Origin of the sequence: Hymenobacter aerilatus, from assembly GCF_022921095.1 — a bacterium.
Lineage (GTDB): Bacteria > Bacteroidota > Bacteroidia > Cytophagales > Hymenobacteraceae > Hymenobacter > Hymenobacter aerilatus.
Genome location: NZ_CP095053.1, coordinates 4,650,166 through 4,667,667, shown reverse-complemented (window position 1 = coordinate 4,667,667; position 17,502 = coordinate 4,650,166). Strand labels below are relative to the sequence as shown.

18 protein-coding genes and 1 tRNA gene are annotated in these 17,502 nt (G+C 56.2%); 9 read left to right on the top strand and 10 right to left on the bottom strand.

The window, feature by feature from the left end:
* Window positions 1–46: 46 nt before the first annotated feature.
* Window positions 47–649, bottom strand: a complete 603-nt coding sequence (gene def / locus MUN82_RS19540) for a peptide deformylase (protein ID WP_245093109.1) — start codon at window positions 647–649, stop codon at window positions 47–49.
* Window positions 646–1,056, bottom strand: coding sequence for a Holliday junction resolvase RuvX (ruvX, locus tag MUN82_RS19535; protein ID WP_187319241.1), 411 nt, complete (start codon window positions 1,054–1,056; stop codon window positions 646–648). Before ruvX ends, def begins: the two co-directional genes overlap by 4 nt.
* 384 nt (window positions 1,057–1,440) lie before the next feature.
* On the opposite strand from ruvX, the gene MUN82_RS19530 reads away from it, so the two are divergent.
* Window positions 1,441–3,138 carry a S41 family peptidase gene (locus MUN82_RS19530; RefSeq protein ID WP_245093107.1) on the top strand — a complete coding sequence of 566 codons (1,698 nt, stop codon included), beginning with the start codon at window positions 1,441–1,443 and terminating at the stop codon, window positions 3,136–3,138.
* A gap of 78 nt (window positions 3,139–3,216) precedes the next feature.
* On the opposite strand, the gene MUN82_RS19525 is transcribed toward MUN82_RS19530, so the two are convergent.
* On the bottom strand, window positions 3,217–4,254 hold the full coding sequence (locus tag MUN82_RS19525; protein ID WP_245093106.1) for a transglutaminase-like domain-containing protein: 1,038 nt from the start codon (window positions 4,252–4,254) through the stop codon (window positions 3,217–3,219).
* Between the two features lie 202 nt (window positions 4,255–4,456).
* Between MUN82_RS19525 and MUN82_RS19520 the strand changes: the two genes are divergently transcribed.
* On the top strand, window positions 4,457–6,991 hold the full coding sequence (locus MUN82_RS19520; protein ID WP_245093105.1) for a DUF5686 family protein: 2,535 nt from the start codon (window positions 4,457–4,459) through the stop codon (window positions 6,989–6,991).
* A gap of 165 nt (window positions 6,992–7,156) precedes the next feature.
* On the opposite strand, the gene MUN82_RS19515 is transcribed toward MUN82_RS19520, so the two are convergent.
* Window positions 7,157–7,603 carry a hypothetical protein gene (locus MUN82_RS19515; RefSeq protein ID WP_245093104.1) on the bottom strand — a complete coding sequence of 149 codons (447 nt, stop codon included), beginning with the start codon at window positions 7,601–7,603 and terminating at the stop codon, window positions 7,157–7,159.
* Between the two features lie 109 nt (window positions 7,604–7,712).
* Between MUN82_RS19515 and MUN82_RS19510 the strand changes: the two genes are divergently transcribed.
* On the top strand, window positions 7,713–8,306 hold the full coding sequence (locus tag MUN82_RS19510; RefSeq protein WP_245093103.1) for a pentapeptide repeat-containing protein: 594 nt from the start codon (window positions 7,713–7,715) through the stop codon (window positions 8,304–8,306).
* Between the two features lie 8 nt (window positions 8,307–8,314).
* Here MUN82_RS19510 and MUN82_RS19505 read toward each other — a convergent pair whose 3' ends face one another.
* The 3 genes from MUN82_RS19505 to MUN82_RS19495 form a co-directional block, all read right to left on the bottom strand.
* Complete coding sequence (locus MUN82_RS19505; RefSeq protein WP_245093102.1) at window positions 8,315–8,587, bottom strand: hypothetical protein; 273 nt, start codon at window positions 8,585–8,587, stop codon at window positions 8,315–8,317.
* Between the two features lie 143 nt (window positions 8,588–8,730).
* Window positions 8,731–8,803 (bottom strand) — tRNA-Met (locus tag MUN82_RS19500).
* Between the two features lie 118 nt (window positions 8,804–8,921).
* Complete coding sequence (locus tag MUN82_RS19495; protein ID WP_245093101.1) at window positions 8,922–10,784, bottom strand: BamA/TamA family outer membrane protein; 1,863 nt, start codon at window positions 10,782–10,784, stop codon at window positions 8,922–8,924.
* A gap of 243 nt (window positions 10,785–11,027) precedes the next feature.
* Between MUN82_RS19495 and hemW the strand changes: the two genes are divergently transcribed.
* From hemW to MUN82_RS19475, 4 genes are all read left to right on the top strand, one after another.
* A complete protein-coding gene (gene hemW, locus MUN82_RS19490) occupies window positions 11,028–12,158 on the top strand; it encodes a radical SAM family heme chaperone HemW (protein WP_245093100.1) in 1,131 nt (376 codons plus the stop codon).
* A 58-nt stretch (window positions 12,159–12,216) separates the two neighbouring features.
* Entirely contained in the window at window positions 12,217–12,717 is a 501-nt protein-coding gene (locus tag MUN82_RS19485; RefSeq protein WP_245093098.1) for a hypothetical protein, read from the top strand.
* Between the two features lie 128 nt (window positions 12,718–12,845).
* The gene (locus MUN82_RS19480) at window positions 12,846–13,505 is read left to right on the top strand and encodes an alpha/beta fold hydrolase (RefSeq protein ID WP_245093096.1); all 660 of its coding nucleotides are present in this window, start codon (window positions 12,846–12,848) and stop codon (window positions 13,503–13,505) included.
* Window positions 13,506–13,652: 147 nt separating this feature from the next.
* Window positions 13,653–14,423 carry a cyclase family protein gene (locus tag MUN82_RS19475; protein ID WP_245093094.1) on the top strand — a complete coding sequence of 257 codons (771 nt, stop codon included), beginning with the start codon at window positions 13,653–13,655 and terminating at the stop codon, window positions 14,421–14,423.
* A 73-nt stretch (window positions 14,424–14,496) separates the two neighbouring features.
* Here MUN82_RS19475 and rpmA read toward each other — a convergent pair whose 3' ends face one another.
* Together rpmA and rplU are read right to left on the bottom strand one after the other, a co-directional pair.
* On the bottom strand, window positions 14,497–14,796 hold the full coding sequence (rpmA, locus tag MUN82_RS19470) for a 50S ribosomal protein L27 (protein ID WP_245093092.1): 300 nt from the start codon (window positions 14,794–14,796) through the stop codon (window positions 14,497–14,499).
* Between the two features lie 111 nt (window positions 14,797–14,907).
* On the bottom strand, window positions 14,908–15,213 hold the full coding sequence (gene rplU / locus MUN82_RS19465; protein WP_185281621.1) for a 50S ribosomal protein L21: 306 nt from the start codon (window positions 15,211–15,213) through the stop codon (window positions 14,908–14,910).
* Window positions 15,214–15,682: 469 nt separating this feature from the next.
* Here rplU and MUN82_RS19460 point away from each other — a divergent pair, with 469 nt between their 5' ends.
* Together MUN82_RS19460 and MUN82_RS19455 are read left to right on the top strand one after the other, a co-directional pair.
* Complete coding sequence (locus MUN82_RS19460) at window positions 15,683–16,645, top strand: ribonucleoside-diphosphate reductase small subunit (protein WP_245093091.1); 963 nt, start codon at window positions 15,683–15,685, stop codon at window positions 16,643–16,645.
* Window positions 16,646–16,777: 132 nt separating this feature from the next.
* Entirely contained in the window at window positions 16,778–16,984 is a 207-nt protein-coding gene (locus tag MUN82_RS19455; RefSeq protein ID WP_245093090.1) for a hypothetical protein, read from the top strand.
* Here the strand turns inward: MUN82_RS19455 and MUN82_RS19450 are convergent.
* A complete protein-coding gene (locus tag MUN82_RS19450) occupies window positions 16,904–17,188 on the bottom strand; it encodes a GIY-YIG nuclease family protein (RefSeq protein WP_245093089.1) in 285 nt (94 codons plus the stop codon). The two genes, MUN82_RS19455 and MUN82_RS19450, sit on opposite strands and share 81 nt — an antisense overlap.
* Window positions 17,189–17,502: the final 314 nt, after the last annotated feature.

Here is a 17,502-nt window from a genome sequence, read left to right as displayed (position 1 = left end):
ATTCCGGGTGGACCATGGCTATTCATATGTATAGCAGTTTGCTTTTCTACCGCTGCTTCACCAGCGGAAACTTCATGCGGTAGTCGGCTTTCACGTCGCCTTTGCTGATGCGGGCGAGTTTGCCTTTGATAAACTGCTTTTTGAATGCTGAAATCTTATCCGTGAACAGCACGCCTTCCAGGTGGTCGTACTCGTGCTGAATCACGCGGGCCGTCATACCAGAAAAGGTTTCTTCGTGCGGCTGACGGTTTTCGTCCTCGTAGCGCAGTGTTACCACGGGCTGACGGTACACCATTTCGCGCACGCCCGGAATGCTCAGGCAACCTTCTTCAAAGCCCCACTTCTCGCCTTCTTCATGGATGATCTGCGGGTTGATGAAGGCGCGCTTCACAGGTTGCGCGGTAGCTTCCAACTGCGCTGGCTCGCCGTTTTCGTCCTCCTCGTCTATCATCGGCGCCGAGTCAATTACGAACAGGCGGACGCTTTTGCCGATCTGAGGTGCGGCCAGGCCTACCCCGTGGGCATAGTACATGGTATCGTACATATCGGCCACGAGCTGCTTTAGCTCGTCAGCTGAAAAATCGGCAGGCAGGTCGCGGGCGCGAACTTTCAAAACAGGGTCGCCGAAGGCAACAACAGGGTAAATCATCGGGATTCAAGGAAAGATTGCAAAATGATGGCCGCGCTGATGCGGTCCACCGTGGCTTTATCGCGGCGAGCTTTCTTGCCTAGCCCGCCCGCCAACATGGTAGCGTGCGCCATGCGTGAGGTAAACCGTTCGTCGACCTCGTGCACCGGCACCGCCGGGAACTCACGCCGCAACTGCCGCACCAGTCCTACTACGGCGCTAGTAGCATCGGTAGCCTCGTTGAGTAGGGTGCGCGGCATCCCGACCACCAAAGCCGCCAGCGGGTCGCGCTGGTGGTAGGCTTTCAGGTAGGCCAGCAGGTCCTTGCTGTGCACGGTGTCTAGCGGCGAAGCAATGAGCTGCGAGGGGTCCGTTACCGCCAGGCCCACGCGTTTGTGACCGTAGTCAATGGCAAGAATTCGACCCATCAGCAACTATAAAAAACCACCTACCCGCGCCGTATAGTTCCTTATCGTGCGGGCTGTGCAAAGATACGACGACCAACTGGAACTGCCAGAATATTGCTATTGCCTACAATCACATGTTCTCGCTTTTGCAAAATGGCATCTTGCAGCTTATTAAAATTATAATTCATATTACTCTATACAACTCAATCTAACAATACACAATCCACGTAAATTATAAACACATGGGGCACTTATAACTCTTTAACAAGATCAAATTGCATTGTTATTGGAAAACCATATCTCCGAAATAGTGTGGCGTTATTCTTGAAAAAGTTTTACTATTCCTGTATACGCTATTGCCTTCAGGATTGCACTATCGCCCTACCCACTACGCCGCTTTCGTTTATGCCTGTTGAGCCGACCATTGCCCCTACCCCTCGCCCAGCCGTAGCTCCGGAGCAGGCGCCCAATAATCGGCAATGGCAGGTGCGGCAGCCCTTTCTGTTGGCCATTGTGTTGGTATGCGGCATTTTGGTGGGTGCCAATCCCTTTCGGCCTTCCAGCCAAAACCCTGATGGTACCTCCCGCGGTTACCTTAAGTTCAAAGAAATCCTGAGCTACGTAGACCGCGACTACGTGGACTCAGTAGACGCCGAGGCCTTATCAGACTACGCCATCAGCCGGATGCTGGAGCAGTTGGACCCGCACACGGTTTTTATTCCGGCCCGCGAACAGCAGCAGGCTTCGGTACTGTTGCAGAGCGACTTTGATGGGGTAGGCGCCGAGGTCAACATTTTCCATGATACCGTGACGGTGGTAGCCCCACTGAGTGGCGGCCCTGCCGAAATGGCTGGCCTGCTGCCCGGCGACCGGCTCCTGCGCATCGGCGAAACTCCTGTTTCGGGTAAGCACGCCTCGCTGGAGTCGGTGCTGGGCTTGCTGCGGGGTCCTCGCGGCAGCCGCGTACCGCTGCTCGTGATGCGTCGTCACCAGCGTGCACCCATCACTATGCTGGTAACGCGCAACCGCATCGCCAACAACTCACTGGATGTGAGCTATATGCTGGATAACCAGACGGGCTTTATCAAAATCAGCCGCTTTGCCAGTGGCACGTTCGATGAGTTCAAGCAGGCACTGGGTGACCTACGCCGTCAGGGCATGACCCGCCTCGTGCTGGACCTGCGCGGTAATCCCGGCGGCTACCTCGACCGCGCCACCAAAATTGCCGACGAGTTTATTGGCGGCACCCGCAAGCTAGTGTATACCGATGGCAAAGGCGACCAGTACGATACCCAGACGTTTGCCCGCGTCACCGGCGAGTTTGAGGAAGGCCCGTTGGTGGTGCTAGTCGATGAAAACAGCGCCTCGGCCGCCGAAGTAGTAGCCGGTGCCCTGCAAGACCACGACCGCGCTCTGCTGGTGGGTAGGCGCACCTTTGGCAAAGGCTTGGTGCAACAGCCCATCACGCTCAATGACGGCTCGGAGCTGCGCCTGACCATTGCCCGCTACTTCACGCCCTCGGGGCGCTGCATTCAGAAGTCATACCAGGGTGGTGCAGTGGCCTACGAGCAGGAGTTGGCCAACCGCCAACGCCGCGGTGAGTACCTGCACGCCGACAGCATCCACTTTGCCGACTCCCTGCGCTACCGCACGGCCCACGGCCGTACCGTGTATGGTGGCGGCGGCATCATGCCCGACTTCTTCGTACCCTGCGACACGCTGCTGCAATCGGCTTACTATACCAAGCTGCAAAAGCTAAACCTGATCCGGGAGTTTGCCCTCAACTTCTACCAAGACCACCAGACAGAATTGACAGGGCTGCGTTTCGAACAGTTCAACCAACAATTTCAGGTTACGGATCAACAACTGAAAACGCTGGCTGCTCTGGCGGCCAAGGCTGGCACACGTGCTTCTGTAGCCGAGCAAAATCGGTGTGCACTATTGCTACGCACGCAACTGAAAGCCCTTATTGCGCGTCATGCCTACGGCAACACGGCTTTTTACCAAGTGATGCAACAGCAAGACCCTGAGTTGCTTCAGGCCATGCGCAGCTTCCAAAATGGCTCCGCTTTACTTACACAGAATTTGACTTCGATGAAGTAAACAGCACGTATCAAAGCAAATGCAAAGGCCGTGTCTCTGTACAGAGACGCGGCCTTTGCATTTGCTTTGGTGGAGCGGCTACGGCACTTGCGTCTTATCCTGATAGGTGAACTTTCGGTCGATTTTATCGAACGGCTGGCCGTCTACTTCGGCGTAGGGGTAGATGAAGTAGTTGAGCGGGTCGCCCTGTTGCGGAGGCGTTAGAGTCAGGTCGCGGCCGCGGGTGAATTCCACGCGGTTTTCATCGTGGGCGCCGAAAAAGTACTGGCGGCGGGCCGGATTTTTGGCCGCCTCAGAAGCATCGACGGGCACCCAGCCGGTTTGCTTGGTGTAGAATTCGGCCCAGCAGTGGTAGCCCTGCACCTGGCCGCTGCCCCGTTCGGCGGGTAGGGGAAACCCGATGCTGAAGCGCGCCGGAATACCTAGTGCCCGGCAATAGCCGATAAAAATGGCGTGAAAGTCGGTGCAGTTGCCGCGCCGGGCATCGCAGGCGTAGTAGATGTCGCCACGGCCCCAGCCCTGGCCAGTTTTGTCGTACTGTACCGTGCTAACGACGTGGTTGTAGATGGCGCGGGCTTTTTCGAGGTCGGTTTTGGCCCCGGCCTTAGTTACTACTTCTGTTGCCCAGGTCTTGATCTTCGCATCAATGGGCACGAGGCGGTCGGGTTGGAGCCAGCGGGCCATATCGGGGTCGTTGGCCTCGGCCTTGGTAGGCTTGCGACCGGCGCTCAAAAACGGATTCAAATGCTCGCGGCGTACTGCTTGAAATTGCAGTTTCACTGTGAACCCCTCAGCCGGTGGCTGCGCCACGCGCAGGTGCACCATCTGGTTGTTGTAGGGCCCAGTAGCTATTTCGTAGCGATATGGCGAAGTAACGCTTACCCCGGTAATCTCCTGCGACTTATCGTTGTGTGGTACAGGGAGCCACAGGTCGAGGTAGTGGGTGGTAGGAGGTAAGTCGTGGAGCGTAGCGGTATATTCCACGGTTACTGTGCGGGTGCGGAGCGCCGGCGAAGACGACTGCGCATGCACCAAAGATTGGCTGAAAAGCCCTAGAGCGGCTACTAGGGTAGCCACCCGCGCCGGCCGGCGCGGTCCCCGTTCTCGAATTTTCACGTAATACTGAATTCTAAGGTATAAAAGATACGGCCGACGACCATCCTTGGCAAAGATACGCGCAAATAGCCGCGGCGTTTGGCAAAGTAGCTGGTTCCGAAGCGCTTTCCTGGCAGCGCTGGCAATTGCCTGTCAACAATACCGTAACTTTAACTCCGCCCGTCAGTAAAGGGAAACGGGCAACTTTTCTTACTTCTTCTCTATGTTTTTGCGGCAGCCGCGTGCGTATTTTCTGGTAGGGCTGCTGCTGATTCTGAGCACATTATCGGCGGTGGGGCAGCAAGTGCGCTTTGCCGGCCGCATTACGGAAGCCAAATCGGGCAAGGCGGTACCCTTCGCTTCCGTGTTTGTGCCGGGCTCCAGCCAGGGCACTACGGCCGATGAAAACGGCCGTTTCACGCTCACCGTGGCACAACCCGTCGATTCGCTGGGTGCTTCGGCGCTGGGCTTCACTCCGCTCAAGAAAGCCGTAGGTACTCAGCCTACGCAAACCATCAACTTTGCCTTAGGTGGCGGAGGCGGTTTCACGCTAGGTGAGGTAACCATACGCCCGCCCGGCGAGGTCGAGAACCCGGCCTACCGGATTTTGCGGCTGGTGCAGGCACACAAAAACGAGAACAACAAGCGCAGCCTCAAAACCTACGATTTCGACAGCTACAACCGCCTCCAAGTGTTTCTGGCTAATATGCCCCGCGACCCGGAGGAGGGTAGCCTGTTTCAACAGATTCAGGACGTGGCCGATAGCCTAGGTGCGTTGGGCGACACGACCAATGGGCGAGTAGCCCTACCTATTTTCGCCTCCGAGGCCATTTCGCGCTTCTACGTGCAGTCGCAACCGCGCCTGACCCGCGAGGAAATCCGCCATACGCAGATGCATGGTCTGGCCCCGCGCGAGGGCTCGGTGCTGTCGCAGATTATGGGCACCTCGTTTCAGGACTGGGATTTTTACCGCAACTGGCAGCAACTGCTGGGCAAAGATTTCATTTCGCCCATAGCCGACGGCTGGAAATTCACCTACGAATACGAGCTGCAAGACTCGGTATTCCTGGGTTCCGATTACTGCTACCGTATTGCCGTAGAGCCACGCCGTCCGGCAGACTTGGCCTTTACGGGACTGATCTGGATTAATGCCGAAACCTACGCACTGCGCCGAGTTGATTTGAAGGTGAGCTCCTCCGTGAACCTCAACTTTGCCGATAACATTGTGGTGCAGCAGGACATGGTGGCCTCCTCGGCCGGGCCGGGCCTACCGCGCCGTACGCACGTGGAGCTGGGCGTGAAGCCGCTCAAGAAAAGTCCGGCTTTTCGGGCCGAGTTCACTACCATTAACTCCGATTTTGTGGTGAACCAAGACCGCCCGGCCGAGTTCTACAACCTCCCCATCGAGACGCTAGCCAGCGCCTACGAAACTCCGCCCGGCTTTTGGGAGGCCAACCGCCCCGATACCCTCACGGCCCGTGAGCAAGGCACCTTTGCTACCCTCGACTCGGTGCAGCGCCTACCTGAAGTGCGCACCGTGCTCGATATCATGGACATTGCCGTGAACGGCTACTACCGGGCGGGCAAGTTGGACCTGGGGCCCGTGCTGAGCACCTATGCCTTTAATAGTATTGAGGGGCACCGTTTTCAGTTCGGCTTTCGGACTACCCCCGCTATCAGCCGCAATTGGTTGCTGCGCGCCTACCTGGCCTACGGTACCCGCGACGGTCGTGTGAAGTACGGCGTACAGGGGAGCCGCATTCTGGACCGCCGCACCTGGACGGTAGCCACCGTAGAGCGCCGGCACGATATTGAGCAAATAGCCCTACTCGACAACGCGTACGCGCTGGAAAACCCGTTGTTTGAGGCCTCGGCCCGTCTGGGCAACATTCGCAGCAGTCGGCCACTGCTGCGCGAACTGAGCAGCCTGTCGCTGCAAAGCGATCTGTTCCGGGGCTTCACGCAGAAGGTGACGCTGCGCCACCAGCAGTTTCGGCCGCTCTACCCTTTTGCCTACTACACCGATGTACCCGCCCCCGGCGCTCCTACCGACGATAATTTTACGCTATCAGAAATTGTGGTGGAGTCGCGCTACGCCCGCGACCAGGTACTGGTGCAGAGCCAGAACCAAAACCGCCGTTATGCCATTGGGCTGATGCGCTGGCCGGTAGTTACACTCCGCTACACGGTGGGGCTCAACAACGTACTGGGCAGCGATTTTAAGTACCAAAAGCTGAACCTGCTGGTAACGCAGAGCGTGAAGCTCGGTCAGCTTGGCCGCACCGACTATATTTTGGATGCGGGTTATGTTCCGAGCACGGTGCCCTACCCCCTGCTCAAGAACCACCTCGGCAACCAAACGCCGTTTTATAACTCCGGCGCTTATAACCTGATGCGCTATTTTGAGTTTGTGAGCGACAAATATGTGGCGCTTCAGCTCGAAAACCATCTGGATGGTTTTCTCATCAACAGCGTGCCGCTGCTGCGCAAGCTAAACTGGCGCCTGTTGGTAACTGGCAATGTGCTGTATGGCGGCATCAGCGAGGCCAACCGCGCTATCAACCCCACCGAAAATCAAGTAGGCGAGCCGCTGCCTACCTTCCAGGCCCTGGGACGCGCGCCTTACGCCGAGCTAGGCTATGGTGTAGAGAATATCTTCAAGGTAGTACGAGTCGATTTTATTCACCGCCTCACCTACCGCAACTCCCCCGGCGCCCGCAACTTCGGCGCGAAAGTCAGCTTTCAGTTCCGGCTGTGATTTTACCCTACTTGTCATCCTGAATATTCCGCGCATCAAGCTAGTGCCGAAGGATCTTCTCACGCAAGAACGACAAGTGTATCAATGCCCCGTTCAACTGGCATAAGGTCCTTCGCAAGCTCAGGATGACAAATGGGCTACAGATGACATAGTGCCAGATTACTTCTACTTCGCCCGCATATCCAGCGTATTGAGCAGGCTTTTCACAGCTTGGTTTAGCTTTGAATTACCGCGCAGTCTATTGTTTAGCTGGGGGTCCGTTTCGAGAGTGCCGAAATAGGTAGCAAAGCTGGAGTTTTGCAGACGAGCTCGCACGCCGGCTGTTTCGCGTGGGCTACGTCCTGCCATCCATTGCGCATAGGTAGGACGCAACTGCTGTGCCCGCTCGCGCAATGGCGCTCCTTCTTTCTCCAGAATAGCAATGGCCTCAGCATCAGTAGGCGCTGATAAGGCCCGTTGTACCACAGCCATCATATCCGACCCTAATCGGTTAAACTGTGTTTCGGCCGGGTTTTGCTGGTAAGCAGCAAAGGTAGTAGCAGAGCCAACGATTGATGGCGCGTTGGGCGCGGCGGCCAGCAGCGCTAACGCAAATAAAGGAAGATGAGGCATGGGGAGGAAAGATAGAGGTAGGGAGCTGAGACAGGGTTTGTTAACACAAACGAAATATAGTCGCAAACGGATGTTGGCCCCTACCCCACTAGTTTTGTTTCTTCGCCCTATGAAGAAATCCCCAGCCTCTAAGAGCCCTACCGTTTACCTACCCGAAAATACCTTTGCGCGTTGGACAGCAGATCAGCTCCGGACAGATACCGAGTGGGAGCAGTGTTTATTTGTCGACTGTAATTTTGCGGAGGCAGATTTGCGCCACAAGCGCTTCATCGATTGTCGCTTCGAGCGGTGCAACTTCACGCTGGCTACCCTCAACGGTGTGGGTCTGCAGGGGGTAGCGTTTGCGGAGTGTAAGCTTACAGGCGTACAATTTGCCACCTGCCAAGATATGCTATTCAGAGTCGATTTTGAGCAATGCCAGCTGCACTACGCCAGCTTTGCCGGCAAGAAGATGCGAGGCACCTCCTTCCGCCACTGCTCCTGCACCGAAGCCGACTTCACCCAGGCCGACCTCAGCAACGCTGCTTTTGCGCACACTGCCCTCAGTCGGACCGTCTTTCACCACACACAGCTCAACGGTGCCGATTTCACGACTGCCACCGACTTCATTATCGACCCAGAGCACAACCCGTTGCGCGGGGCCCGCTTCACGGTGGCGGGGCTAGTGGGGCTGGTTGCTAAGTATGACTTGGTGATAGAGTAAGGGCCGGTTTAGTTCAGCCATACCTCGGCTACCACGGCAAAGCGCTGTGGCCCGAAGGCATTGTAGTAGGGGGCTTCGCCCTCAAACGTCAGCACGTGCACCAGTTCCATACCTTCCAGGCGGCTGGGCACCACGCGCACGGGATATAGTTTACCCTCTTCGGGCCAGTCGCCGCGGTGGTTGAGGGGACGGTCAGAAGCATCGGTGCAATACGCATAGTGCACGACCGGCAGGTGCCGGGTGGCCGCGGCCATATCCAGGTTAGCTACTTCGTGTGACATATAGGTGATGAGATAAGACGCCTGTAAAAACCCTATTTCGTCCGAATAGTTTCCTGCCGTGCTTGGCAGGGCTACAGGCAAGTAACGGAAATAAAGAAAAAGGCCAAACGATTCTATTGAATCATTTGGCCTTTTCTTCGAGGTAGCGGGGACTGGACTCGAACCAGTGACCTTTGGGTTATGAGCCCAACGAGCTACCAACTGCTCCACCCCGCACTGTTTGGTGATGCAAATGTAGGAATTTTATCGATAAAACACCTTTTACAGTTACAAAAACCTATAATTAATTACTGAGTAACTGATTATCAAATCATTATTTTTTACTTACTCGTCATCAAAACCGGCTCGTGATGCCGAAATGAATCTTAGAGGCGTTCAGAGAAAAAGATTGGCCGCGGGTGCGGCCCACTGAATACACAAACTGAAACAGCCCGGCGCCGGTGCGGAAGCTCAAGCCAGCGCCTAGCCCCGTGGGCGCGTCCTGCCGGAAATCATTGATAAGGTCACGTCGGATATAGGCCTGGTCCACGAACAGAAACACGTAGGCCTCGTTACCCGTGAACTGCCGGAACTCAGCGGTGCCCACGGCATACTGGCTGGCGTAGAAGTTGAACTCGTTGAAGCCCCGTAGGGTAGCCAAACCGCCTACCCGAAACAGGTCGTTCAGGAACAGGCGCTGGTTGAACAACGCTTCGCCATGCACGCGCGTGAGCAGTACGCCTTGCTGGCCTACCCGGTAGTAGCGCTCGGCGCGTCCGCTCAGGCCCACCTGCGTGGAGCGCAGGGCCAGCCCCGCGTATAGCTCCTCGTTCAGCTCGGGGTTGCGGCTGATGCGTTTGTTGCCCACGTTGCCTTGCGCTGCCAACAGTACGCCCCGGCGCGGAAATAACAGGTCATCTAAAGAATTCCAGGTGTAGCTGAGGCCGTAGTTGGTATATTCGGAGTCGATATTTTCGGGGAGGGTGGTGCGCCGGTCCAGCAGCGTATCGAGCAGGCGGGAGCTGCGCAACTCGGTGAAGACCGTGAGACGCCCGGCCCGCGGCGTGGGGTAGGTAACTTGAAGGCGCGGCCGGATGGTCAAGAACGCATCGTTTTGCCGATACAGATTAAAGGTACCAGCTACTTCCAGCGGCGTGCCGAAGAAGTTGGGGTGCACATACTGCGCATCGAGCTGTTGGGAGGCCGCATCTACCTTGCGCCACTGCAACCCCAGTTGCTTGCCGCCCCCCTTGATGTTGCGCAGGTTGATGGTGACATCACCGGTAAGCTGCACGCGATTTTGGGTAGCGGTGGGGTTGGGATTAGGAAGCACCCCCACAATGGCATCGAACTGGTTGGCTGAGCGGTCGGCGAGCAGCAGGTACACCCGCGCCCTACCCCTGGCAAAGCGCACCTCGGGCTCGGCCTTCACTTGCAGGTAGGGCAGCTGGCGCAATAGCTGGGCGGCGGCGTCTACCCGCTGCTGACTATAGGGTTGGTTAGGGAAGAGTTGCAGGTACTTAATCAGGAAATTACGCCGCGTTTTGGTGGCCCCAATCACTTCCAGCGAATCGAAGACAATGACCGGGCCGCGGTCCAGCACCACTCGTCCCTCTACTTCGTTGCCGCGCAGCTCCACCGAGTCGAGGCGCACGGTGGCGAAAGGGTAGCCTTGGTTTTCGGCTTCATCCAGGATATGCTCCTGTAGGCGGCTCCACTCACCAGGCATAAAGGGGCGCCCCGTGAAAAACCGCTCCCGGTAGCCAGCGCGGGTAAGCAGGGCGTCGCCGAGGTTGCCGTTGCGCAGGCGCGCCCACCGAAACTGCTCGCCCACATACACGTCGGCCACCAGCGTGTCGCGCGACCAGTGCAGCCCATCAGCCGAGGCCGTGAGGTAGGCACCGGCTTGCAGGGCTTGTACCACCTCGCGCACCGTGCGCAGGGCCGCGAGCGAATCGGGAGCCGTGGTACGGTAGCGGTAGCGGCGCAGCACAGCTTGGTCGGCGGCATCGGCGGTGCGCAGGCGCACAAACCGGGGAATTTTGCGCGGCATCCGACGCTGGGCCGTCGTATCGGGGCGGGTGGCTTTAGGAGGTAACGGTGGCGTTTGCAACCCCGGCTGGTTGGGTGGGGTAGGCGTCATCTGCGCCCATGCCGTGCTTGGCCAGCTGCTCAGCAGCCACCCTAATAGACAGAACACGAGGACACGGGCGGACATTGGTCGAGTTGCGAGGTGCCAGTTTAGCAGTAAAGATACTACGGAGGACGGCAGAGCGTCCGAACGTTGTCACAAGGCAAGCTGTTGCTTGTCAAGCAGCAGCGCCGCGTAGCGGCGCAAGATCTATACGAACGACTCTTGCACCACTACGCGGCGCTGTTCAGCCTATCTATTCTACTACAAACCTCCGGCCGCTCTGCTGCCATCCATAGTATCTTTACTGCTAAACTGACAACTCAAGCAATGTCTGGCCTTTACCTTCATATTCCTTTCTGCAAACAGGCCTGTCATTACTGCGACTTCCATTTTAGCACCTCCATGGTGCTGAAAAGTCGTTTTGTGGAAGCCCTAACGCAGGAAATACAACTGCGCGCCTCCTACCTTGGCCCGGCTCCTACCCTCACTACCATCTATTTCGGCGGAGGTACACCCTCGTTGCTGACAGCCGCCGAGTTGGACACGATTTTCTTGGCCATCCATCAGCAATTCACGGTAGCGCCCGACGCAGAAATCACGTTGGAGGCTAATCCCGATGACCTTACGCCGGCTAAGCTGCGGGAGCTGGCGGCCTCGCCCATCAACCGCCTCAGCATCGGGTTGCAGAGTTTTCACGAGCCGCACCTGCGCCTGATGAACCGCGCCCACTCGGCACAGGAATCCGGCCAGGCCGTGCGGGCAGCACAGGACGCAGGTTTTGAGAATATTTCGGTGGATCTGATTTATGGTGTGCCCGCTCCTACCCATGCGCTGTGGGAGCAGGACATGGCCGCGGCCTTCGCGCTGGGCGTACCGCATTTGTCGTGCTACGCGCTTACCATCGAACCGGGCACCGTGTTCGGGCATCGCCTGAAAAAAGGCACGATGCAGGCTCCACCTGATGAGTTTGTGGCCCGGCAATTTGAGTTGCTACTCACGGAAATGGCGCGGCACGGGTATCAACAGTACGAAATCAGCAACTTCTGCCAGCCCGGCCGCGAGTCGCGCCACAACTCGGCCTATTGGCGCGGCGTGCCCTACCTGGGGCTGGGACCGAGCGCGCACTCCTTTGATGGCCACACCCGCCAATACACCGTAGCCAACAATGCCCGCTACGTGGCGGCGGTGCTGGAGCAAGGCGAGGTGCCTACTACTGTAGAACACCTTTCGGCCCAAGACCGCGCCAACGAGTACCTGATGACCAGCCTGCGCACCGCCCGCGGCTGCGACCTTGCCCATCTGCGCGACACGCTCGGGGTAGACCTGCCGGCCCAGCACGGCCCCTACCTCCGGCAGTTGCAAGCCGACGGCTGGGCTACGCTGCACCACAACGTGCTCACGCTCACAGACCAGGGCAAGCTGCTAGCCGATCATATCACGCTGGCCCTGTTTCAGTAGCACAAAGATGCCCGGCTGATTGCAGCGAATTCGGGAAATTCGGCGTAAATCTGTAGTAATGGAACGCTTGATAGATGCCCTGGCGGACAACGCCGATTTTTTTGTGGAGCAGGTAGAAATTACGGCCATCGTGTTCGACAACACGAACGACGTAACGGTATGGGCCACCACGTTTTTTGATAACACCTTATATTTCTTTCATTTAGGCTTGCAGTTTCAGTCGCTGGACCTGCTGCTGCGCCTGGCCGGCGACCGGGCCGAGACCTTGCAGGAGCAAGTAGCCGAGGCCCTGGCCACCGTCACGGAGTGGCCTTGCCTACTCGAATACAATACCTCCGAAGTGCCCCCCGTGCCCCTACCCGGCGTGGCCCTCAAGCTGGCCTGCACCTACCCCGCCAATGGTCCGGACGACGACGAGGAAGAAGAAATTTCGTTTATGCAGCTTCCCTCCGATACTGATGAGTCGGAAGAGGATGAGTACGAAGAAGAAGAGTTTGACGAGGAACGGCCGCACAATATTTTCTACCTCGAAGGCATCTTTCTGCGTCTAGAGCCCTAGCTACAGCTTCGTTCGGATTGCAACGAAATTTGTGGTCAATTTCGATAAACAACCATTACCTGATTCCTCTACAGAATCCGTGTAATTCGATAAATACGGCCGAATCCGTGGTTTAGACAACATCTGTGATGAAGGTATACCTGTTTCCGGGGCTGGGCGCCGATGAGCGTATTTTCCGTCACTTGCAGCCACTCCTGCACACCGAAACTCAGGTGCTGCCGTGGCTTACGCCCGAGCCGCGCGAATCCCTACCCCACTACGTAGCCCGCATGGCCGAGCGCGTAGTGTCCAACGAGCCCTGCTTGCTGGTAGGCGTATCCTTCGGAGGTGTCGTAGCGCTAGAAATGTGTCGGCTACGGCCTATGGCGCGGGCTGTGCTCATCAGCAGCATCCCGGATGCCGATTGCCTGCCGCCTCTTCTGCGCATAATTCGCAATACGGGTATCTACAAGTTGGTACCACCACAGTTGCTCAAGCTGTTGCCCCGCGTGGGTCAATGGTATTTTGGTATCAACAATAGAGAGGAGTATCACCTGTTCCGTGAGATTCTGCGCGACATGGAGCCGGTGTATACCCGCTGGGCCATCGACCGACTCTTGCACTGGGACAGCACCGATATAGGCCGGGGCGTGCAAATATTAGGCACCCGCGACCGGGTATTCCCGCCTGGCCCTTCGCCCGTCGACTATCTCATTCCAGGTGGTGGCCATTTCATGGTCCTCACGCACGCCAGAGAAATCAGCGTTATTTTGAATGGAATGCTTAAGTCAAAAGGTCACTTATTGTAAAAGAAGCCTGTCATCCTGAGCAGAACGAAGGGCCTTCACCTGAACAACAGCCGTATCAACGACTCGCTCAGTCGTGAGAAGGTCCTTCGTTCTGCTCAGGATGACAGGCGGTTTTCATTCAACTTCACAAGCTCACGATTTCACCGAATGCTCGCTACCTATCCCTACCGCGGCCGCATGTACTCCTTCGACCCCAGCGCGCCGTTGGATATTTCCCTACCCCTGGCGCCCGGCCCGGAGCAGGTAAGCTGCTTTTGGGCTGAGCCGGTAGAAGTGGAAACTATTCGGGTGGGGGATTTTGTGGGAAGCGTAGCCGAAGGTGGTAGTACCAACTACAAGCGTGTGCACCTTACACCCCACGGCAACGGCACGCATACGGAGTGCTACGGCCACATCTCAGCCGAGCCAGGCGCGCTGCTCAGCCATTGCCTGCGGCGCTTTCTGTTTGTGGCGCGGCTGGTGTCGGTGCAGCCCCGCCCCCTACCCAACGGCGACCAGGTGGTACTGCTAGCCGACTTGCAGCGCGAACTGGAAAAGGGCCCTGATGCGGCCATTGTGCCCGAGGCTTTGGTGCTGCGCACGCTCCCCAACCACCGCGCCAAGCGCACCCGGCATTACTCTGGCACCAACCCGCCCTACCTGGAGCCCGCTCTGGCATACTATCTAGCCGACCACCACATCGACCACCTGCTGCTGGACCTACCTAGTGTAGACCGTGAAGAAGATGGCGGCCAACTGCTGGCGCACCATGCTTTCTGGCAATATCCGCACGCCACCCGCCAAAGTGCCACCATCACGGAGCTGATCTTTGTACCCGATGCAATAGAAGATGGTCTATACCTACTCAATCTGCAAATCACCAGTCTAGCGCTAGATGCCAGCCCCAGCAAGCCGGTTCTATATGCCTTGCTGAAGTAGGCCTGCTACGAACTAAACACGAAAAGGGGCCATCCGTGCGGATGGCCCCTTTTCGTGTTTAGTTTACAGTAAACTAAGCAGTTACTTCGGGTGCAGTCGTTACCTCAGCGGCAGACACTTCGGCGGGAACAACCGATACAAACGAACGGTCGCCGCGGCCTTTGCGGAACTGTACCGTGCCGTCGATCATGGCGAACAGGGTGTGGTCTTTGCCCATCCCTACGTTCTGACCAGCGTGGTGCTTGGTACCGCGCTGACGCACGATGATGTTGCCCGAGATGATGCTCTGACCACCGTAGATTTTTACGCCAAGGCGCTTGCTATGCGATTCGCGGCCGTTGTTAGACGAGCCGACACCTTTCTTGTGTGCCATGTTGTTTTAAGCTTTTAGCTACTGGCTATTAGCCGTTAGCTTTTTGTGTAAAGCGCAAGCTAGTCAAACTGCAAGCTAACAGCTAAAAGCCATCAGCTAACTGCTATAAAACTAGCCGATGCTGTTGATTTGTACTTTGGTGTAGTCCTGACGGTGACCGTTCAGTTTGCGGTGGCCTTTGCGGCGTTTCTTCTTAAACACCAGCACTTTGTCGCTCTTCACGTGCGCCAGGATGGTACCGGTCACTTTCACATCCAGGGTAGGCGCACCGATGGAAATGGTGCCGTTGTCATCGGTCAGCAGGGCATTGCCCAGCTCTACCGAATCGCCGACGTTGCCAGCCAGCTTGTGGGTGTAAACGAACTTGTCGGCTTCGACCTTGGTCTGCTTGCCAGCTATATCGACGATTGCGTACATCAGTGTCTTCGCGGTTTCTGAAAAATGGAAGGCAAAAGTAGCTGGTTAAATTCAGATTTGCAAACCTAACTCGCTAATCTTCATCTACTCGCCTTTTATTGACATCCTTTTCCTTTTCGTTGCTACATGTAATCCTTCTATTAAAGAACACGCGAATACAAATTTTGTGGATAAACCACATTGTCCACACCCAAAATGTGGATAACTTTTCTCTTTTTGATAGAATTGACTTTTTACTCTATCCCATTATGAGAAATATAGCCCGTTTCATATCAAAGCCATACTAAAAAATTAATACACAAAAAATGATGTTCCACGGCCGCGTTCGGAGGCAGGTCGACTATCTTTGAAGAAGCAGCAAGCTATGGGGTGTAACACTCTGCCATAACCTTACGCCCTGCGGCGTGTTGCCTTACCGACCAGCTTGGCTGGTCGGTATTTCTACCCCGGTTACTTACAACTTCAGCTTATGGAACCCTTACTGACCGAAAATCCCAACCGTTTCGTGTTGTTTCCCATCCAGCACAACGATATGTGGCAGATGTACAAGCAGGCCGAGGCCTCGTTCTGGACGGCCGAGGAAATTGACCTAGGCCAGGACCAAAAGGACTGGGATAGTTTGAACGACGGCGAGCGGCACTTCATCTCGCACGTGCTGGCCTTCTTCGCTGCTTCCGACGGTATCGTAAACGAAAACCTAGCTGTCAACTTCATGCAGGAAGTGCAGTCGGCTGAGGCCCGCTGCTTCTACGGTTTCCAGGTGATGATGGAAAACATCCATTCGGAAACCTACTCTCTGCTGATTGACACCTACGTGAAAAACCCGCAGGAAAAAGACCGCCTCTTCAACGCGCTGGAAACTGTACCCTGCGTGAAGAAGAAAGGCGAGTGGGCTATCAAGTGGATCAATTCTGAGAATTTCACGGAGCGCCTGATTGCATTTGCCGCCGTAGAAGGCATTTTCTTCTCGGGCTCGTTCTGCTCTATTTTCTGGCTGAAAAAGCGCGGTCTGATGCCCGGTCTTACGTTCTCTAACGAGCTGATTTCCAGAGACGAGGGCCTACACTGTGACTTTGCCTGCTTGCTCTACCGCGACCATTTGCAGAACAAGCTACCCGAGGCTCGCGTGCAGGAAATCATCCGCGACGCGGTGACCATTGAGCAGGAGTTTGTGACCGACGCCCTACCTGTAAACCTGATTGGCATGAACGCACAGAGCATGTCGCAGTACATCGAGTTTGTGGCCGACCGCCTGCTGGTAGCTCTGGGCTGCGGCAAGATTTACAACGCCACCAACCCCTTCGATTTCATGGAGATGATTTCGTTGCAGGGCAAAACCAACTTCTTCGAGAAGCGCGTGGCCGAGTACCAGAAAGCCGGTGTAATGGCCGACCGTCAGGACAACGTTTTCTCGCTGGACGAGGATTTTTAAGCAGCTATTGGCTGCTTAGCCGCTTCCTACATCGCCTGTCATCCTGAGCGGAGCGAAGGACCTTTTTACTTTACAACAAGTCGTTGTTACGCTTGTCGTTCTACCGTGATAAGGTCCTTCGCTCCGCTCAGGATGACAGGCGTTTTTTTATGCCTACCCTACCCTACCCTACCCTACCCTACCCTACCCTACCCTACCCTACCCTACCCTACCCTACCCTACCCTACCCTACCCTACCCTACCCTACCCTACCCTACCCTACCCTACCTCCAAAAACTCCCACTGCGGATTTTGCGTCGCAATCAAGGCATCTTTCTTTGCCCGCGTCCAGCCTTTTAGCTCTTTCTCGCGGCTGATGGCCGCTTTGCTATCTGTATATTCTTCGAAGTAGAGCAGGTTATAGCAGAAATAGCGCCCGGCGAAGGATTGTGTAGTGCCACGACTTTCATAGTGCTGTGCGATGCGGTTGCGGAGGTCGTTAGTGATGCCGATATAGAGGACGTTGCGGGCGGGGTTGGTGGTGATATAGACGTAGTAAGGCATATTTTAATCTTAATTATCTATCTGTTATCCTGAGCATTCCGCGCATCAAGCGGCGACGAAGGACCTTCTGATGCGAGAACGAGTCGTTAATACGATTTTTGTTCTGCCGTGAGAAGGCCCTTCGTCGCCGCTTGATGCGCGGAATGCTCAGGATGACAGACGCTTTTGATAAGGTAGTACTACAACTCGTTGTGACGTGAGAAGGTCCTTCGTCGCCGCTTGATGCGCGGAATGCTCAGGAGGACAGATGTTTTTGAGTGATGCGATAATGACTTACTCTAACGTGGAGAGGTCCTTCACAAGCTCAGGATGAC

Excerpts from the sequence above, each read along its gene's own strand:
- MUN82_RS19510 (WP_245093103.1), top strand. The coding sequence starts at position 7,713 with ATGAAGAAATCCCCAGCCTCTAAGAGCCCTACCGTTTACCTACCCGAA.
- MUN82_RS19505 (WP_245093102.1), bottom strand. The coding sequence starts at position 8,587 with ATGTCACACGAAGTAGCTAACCTGGATATGGCCGCGGCCACCCGGCAC.
- MUN82_RS19515 (WP_245093104.1), bottom strand. The coding sequence starts at position 7,603 with ATGCCTCATCTTCCTTTATTTGCGTTAGCGCTGCTGGCCGCCGCGCCC.
- MUN82_RS19455 (WP_245093090.1), top strand. The coding sequence starts at position 16,778 with ATGACAGGCGTTTTTTTATGCCTACCCTACCCTACCCTACCCTACCCT.
- hemW (WP_245093100.1), top strand. The coding sequence starts at position 11,028 with ATGTCTGGCCTTTACCTTCATATTCCTTTCTGCAAACAGGCCTGTCAT.
- MUN82_RS19480 (WP_245093096.1), top strand. The coding sequence starts at position 12,846 with ATGAAGGTATACCTGTTTCCGGGGCTGGGCGCCGATGAGCGTATTTTC.
- MUN82_RS19520 (WP_245093105.1), top strand. The coding sequence starts at position 4,457 with ATGTTTTTGCGGCAGCCGCGTGCGTATTTTCTGGTAGGGCTGCTGCTG.
- MUN82_RS19530 (WP_245093107.1), top strand. The coding sequence starts at position 1,441 with ATGCCTGTTGAGCCGACCATTGCCCCTACCCCTCGCCCAGCCGTAGCT.
- MUN82_RS19450 (WP_245093089.1), bottom strand. The coding sequence starts at position 17,188 with ATGCCTTACTACGTCTATATCACCACCAACCCCGCCCGCAACGTCCTC.
- MUN82_RS19460 (WP_245093091.1), top strand. The coding sequence starts at position 15,683 with ATGGAACCCTTACTGACCGAAAATCCCAACCGTTTCGTGTTGTTTCCC.
- MUN82_RS19485 (WP_245093098.1), top strand. The coding sequence starts at position 12,217 with ATGGAACGCTTGATAGATGCCCTGGCGGACAACGCCGATTTTTTTGTG.
- MUN82_RS19475 (WP_245093094.1), top strand. The coding sequence starts at position 13,653 with ATGCTCGCTACCTATCCCTACCGCGGCCGCATGTACTCCTTCGACCCC.
- rpmA (WP_245093092.1), bottom strand. The coding sequence starts at position 14,796 with ATGGCACACAAGAAAGGTGTCGGCTCGTCTAACAACGGCCGCGAATCG.
- ruvX (WP_187319241.1), bottom strand. The coding sequence starts at position 1,056 with ATGGGTCGAATTCTTGCCATTGACTACGGTCACAAACGCGTGGGCCTG.
- rplU (WP_185281621.1), bottom strand. The coding sequence starts at position 15,213 with ATGTACGCAATCGTCGATATAGCTGGCAAGCAGACCAAGGTCGAAGCC.
- def (WP_245093109.1), bottom strand. The coding sequence starts at position 649 with ATGATTTACCCTGTTGTTGCCTTCGGCGACCCTGTTTTGAAAGTTCGC.
- MUN82_RS19495 (WP_245093101.1), bottom strand. The coding sequence starts at position 10,784 with ATGTCCGCCCGTGTCCTCGTGTTCTGTCTATTAGGGTGGCTGCTGAGC.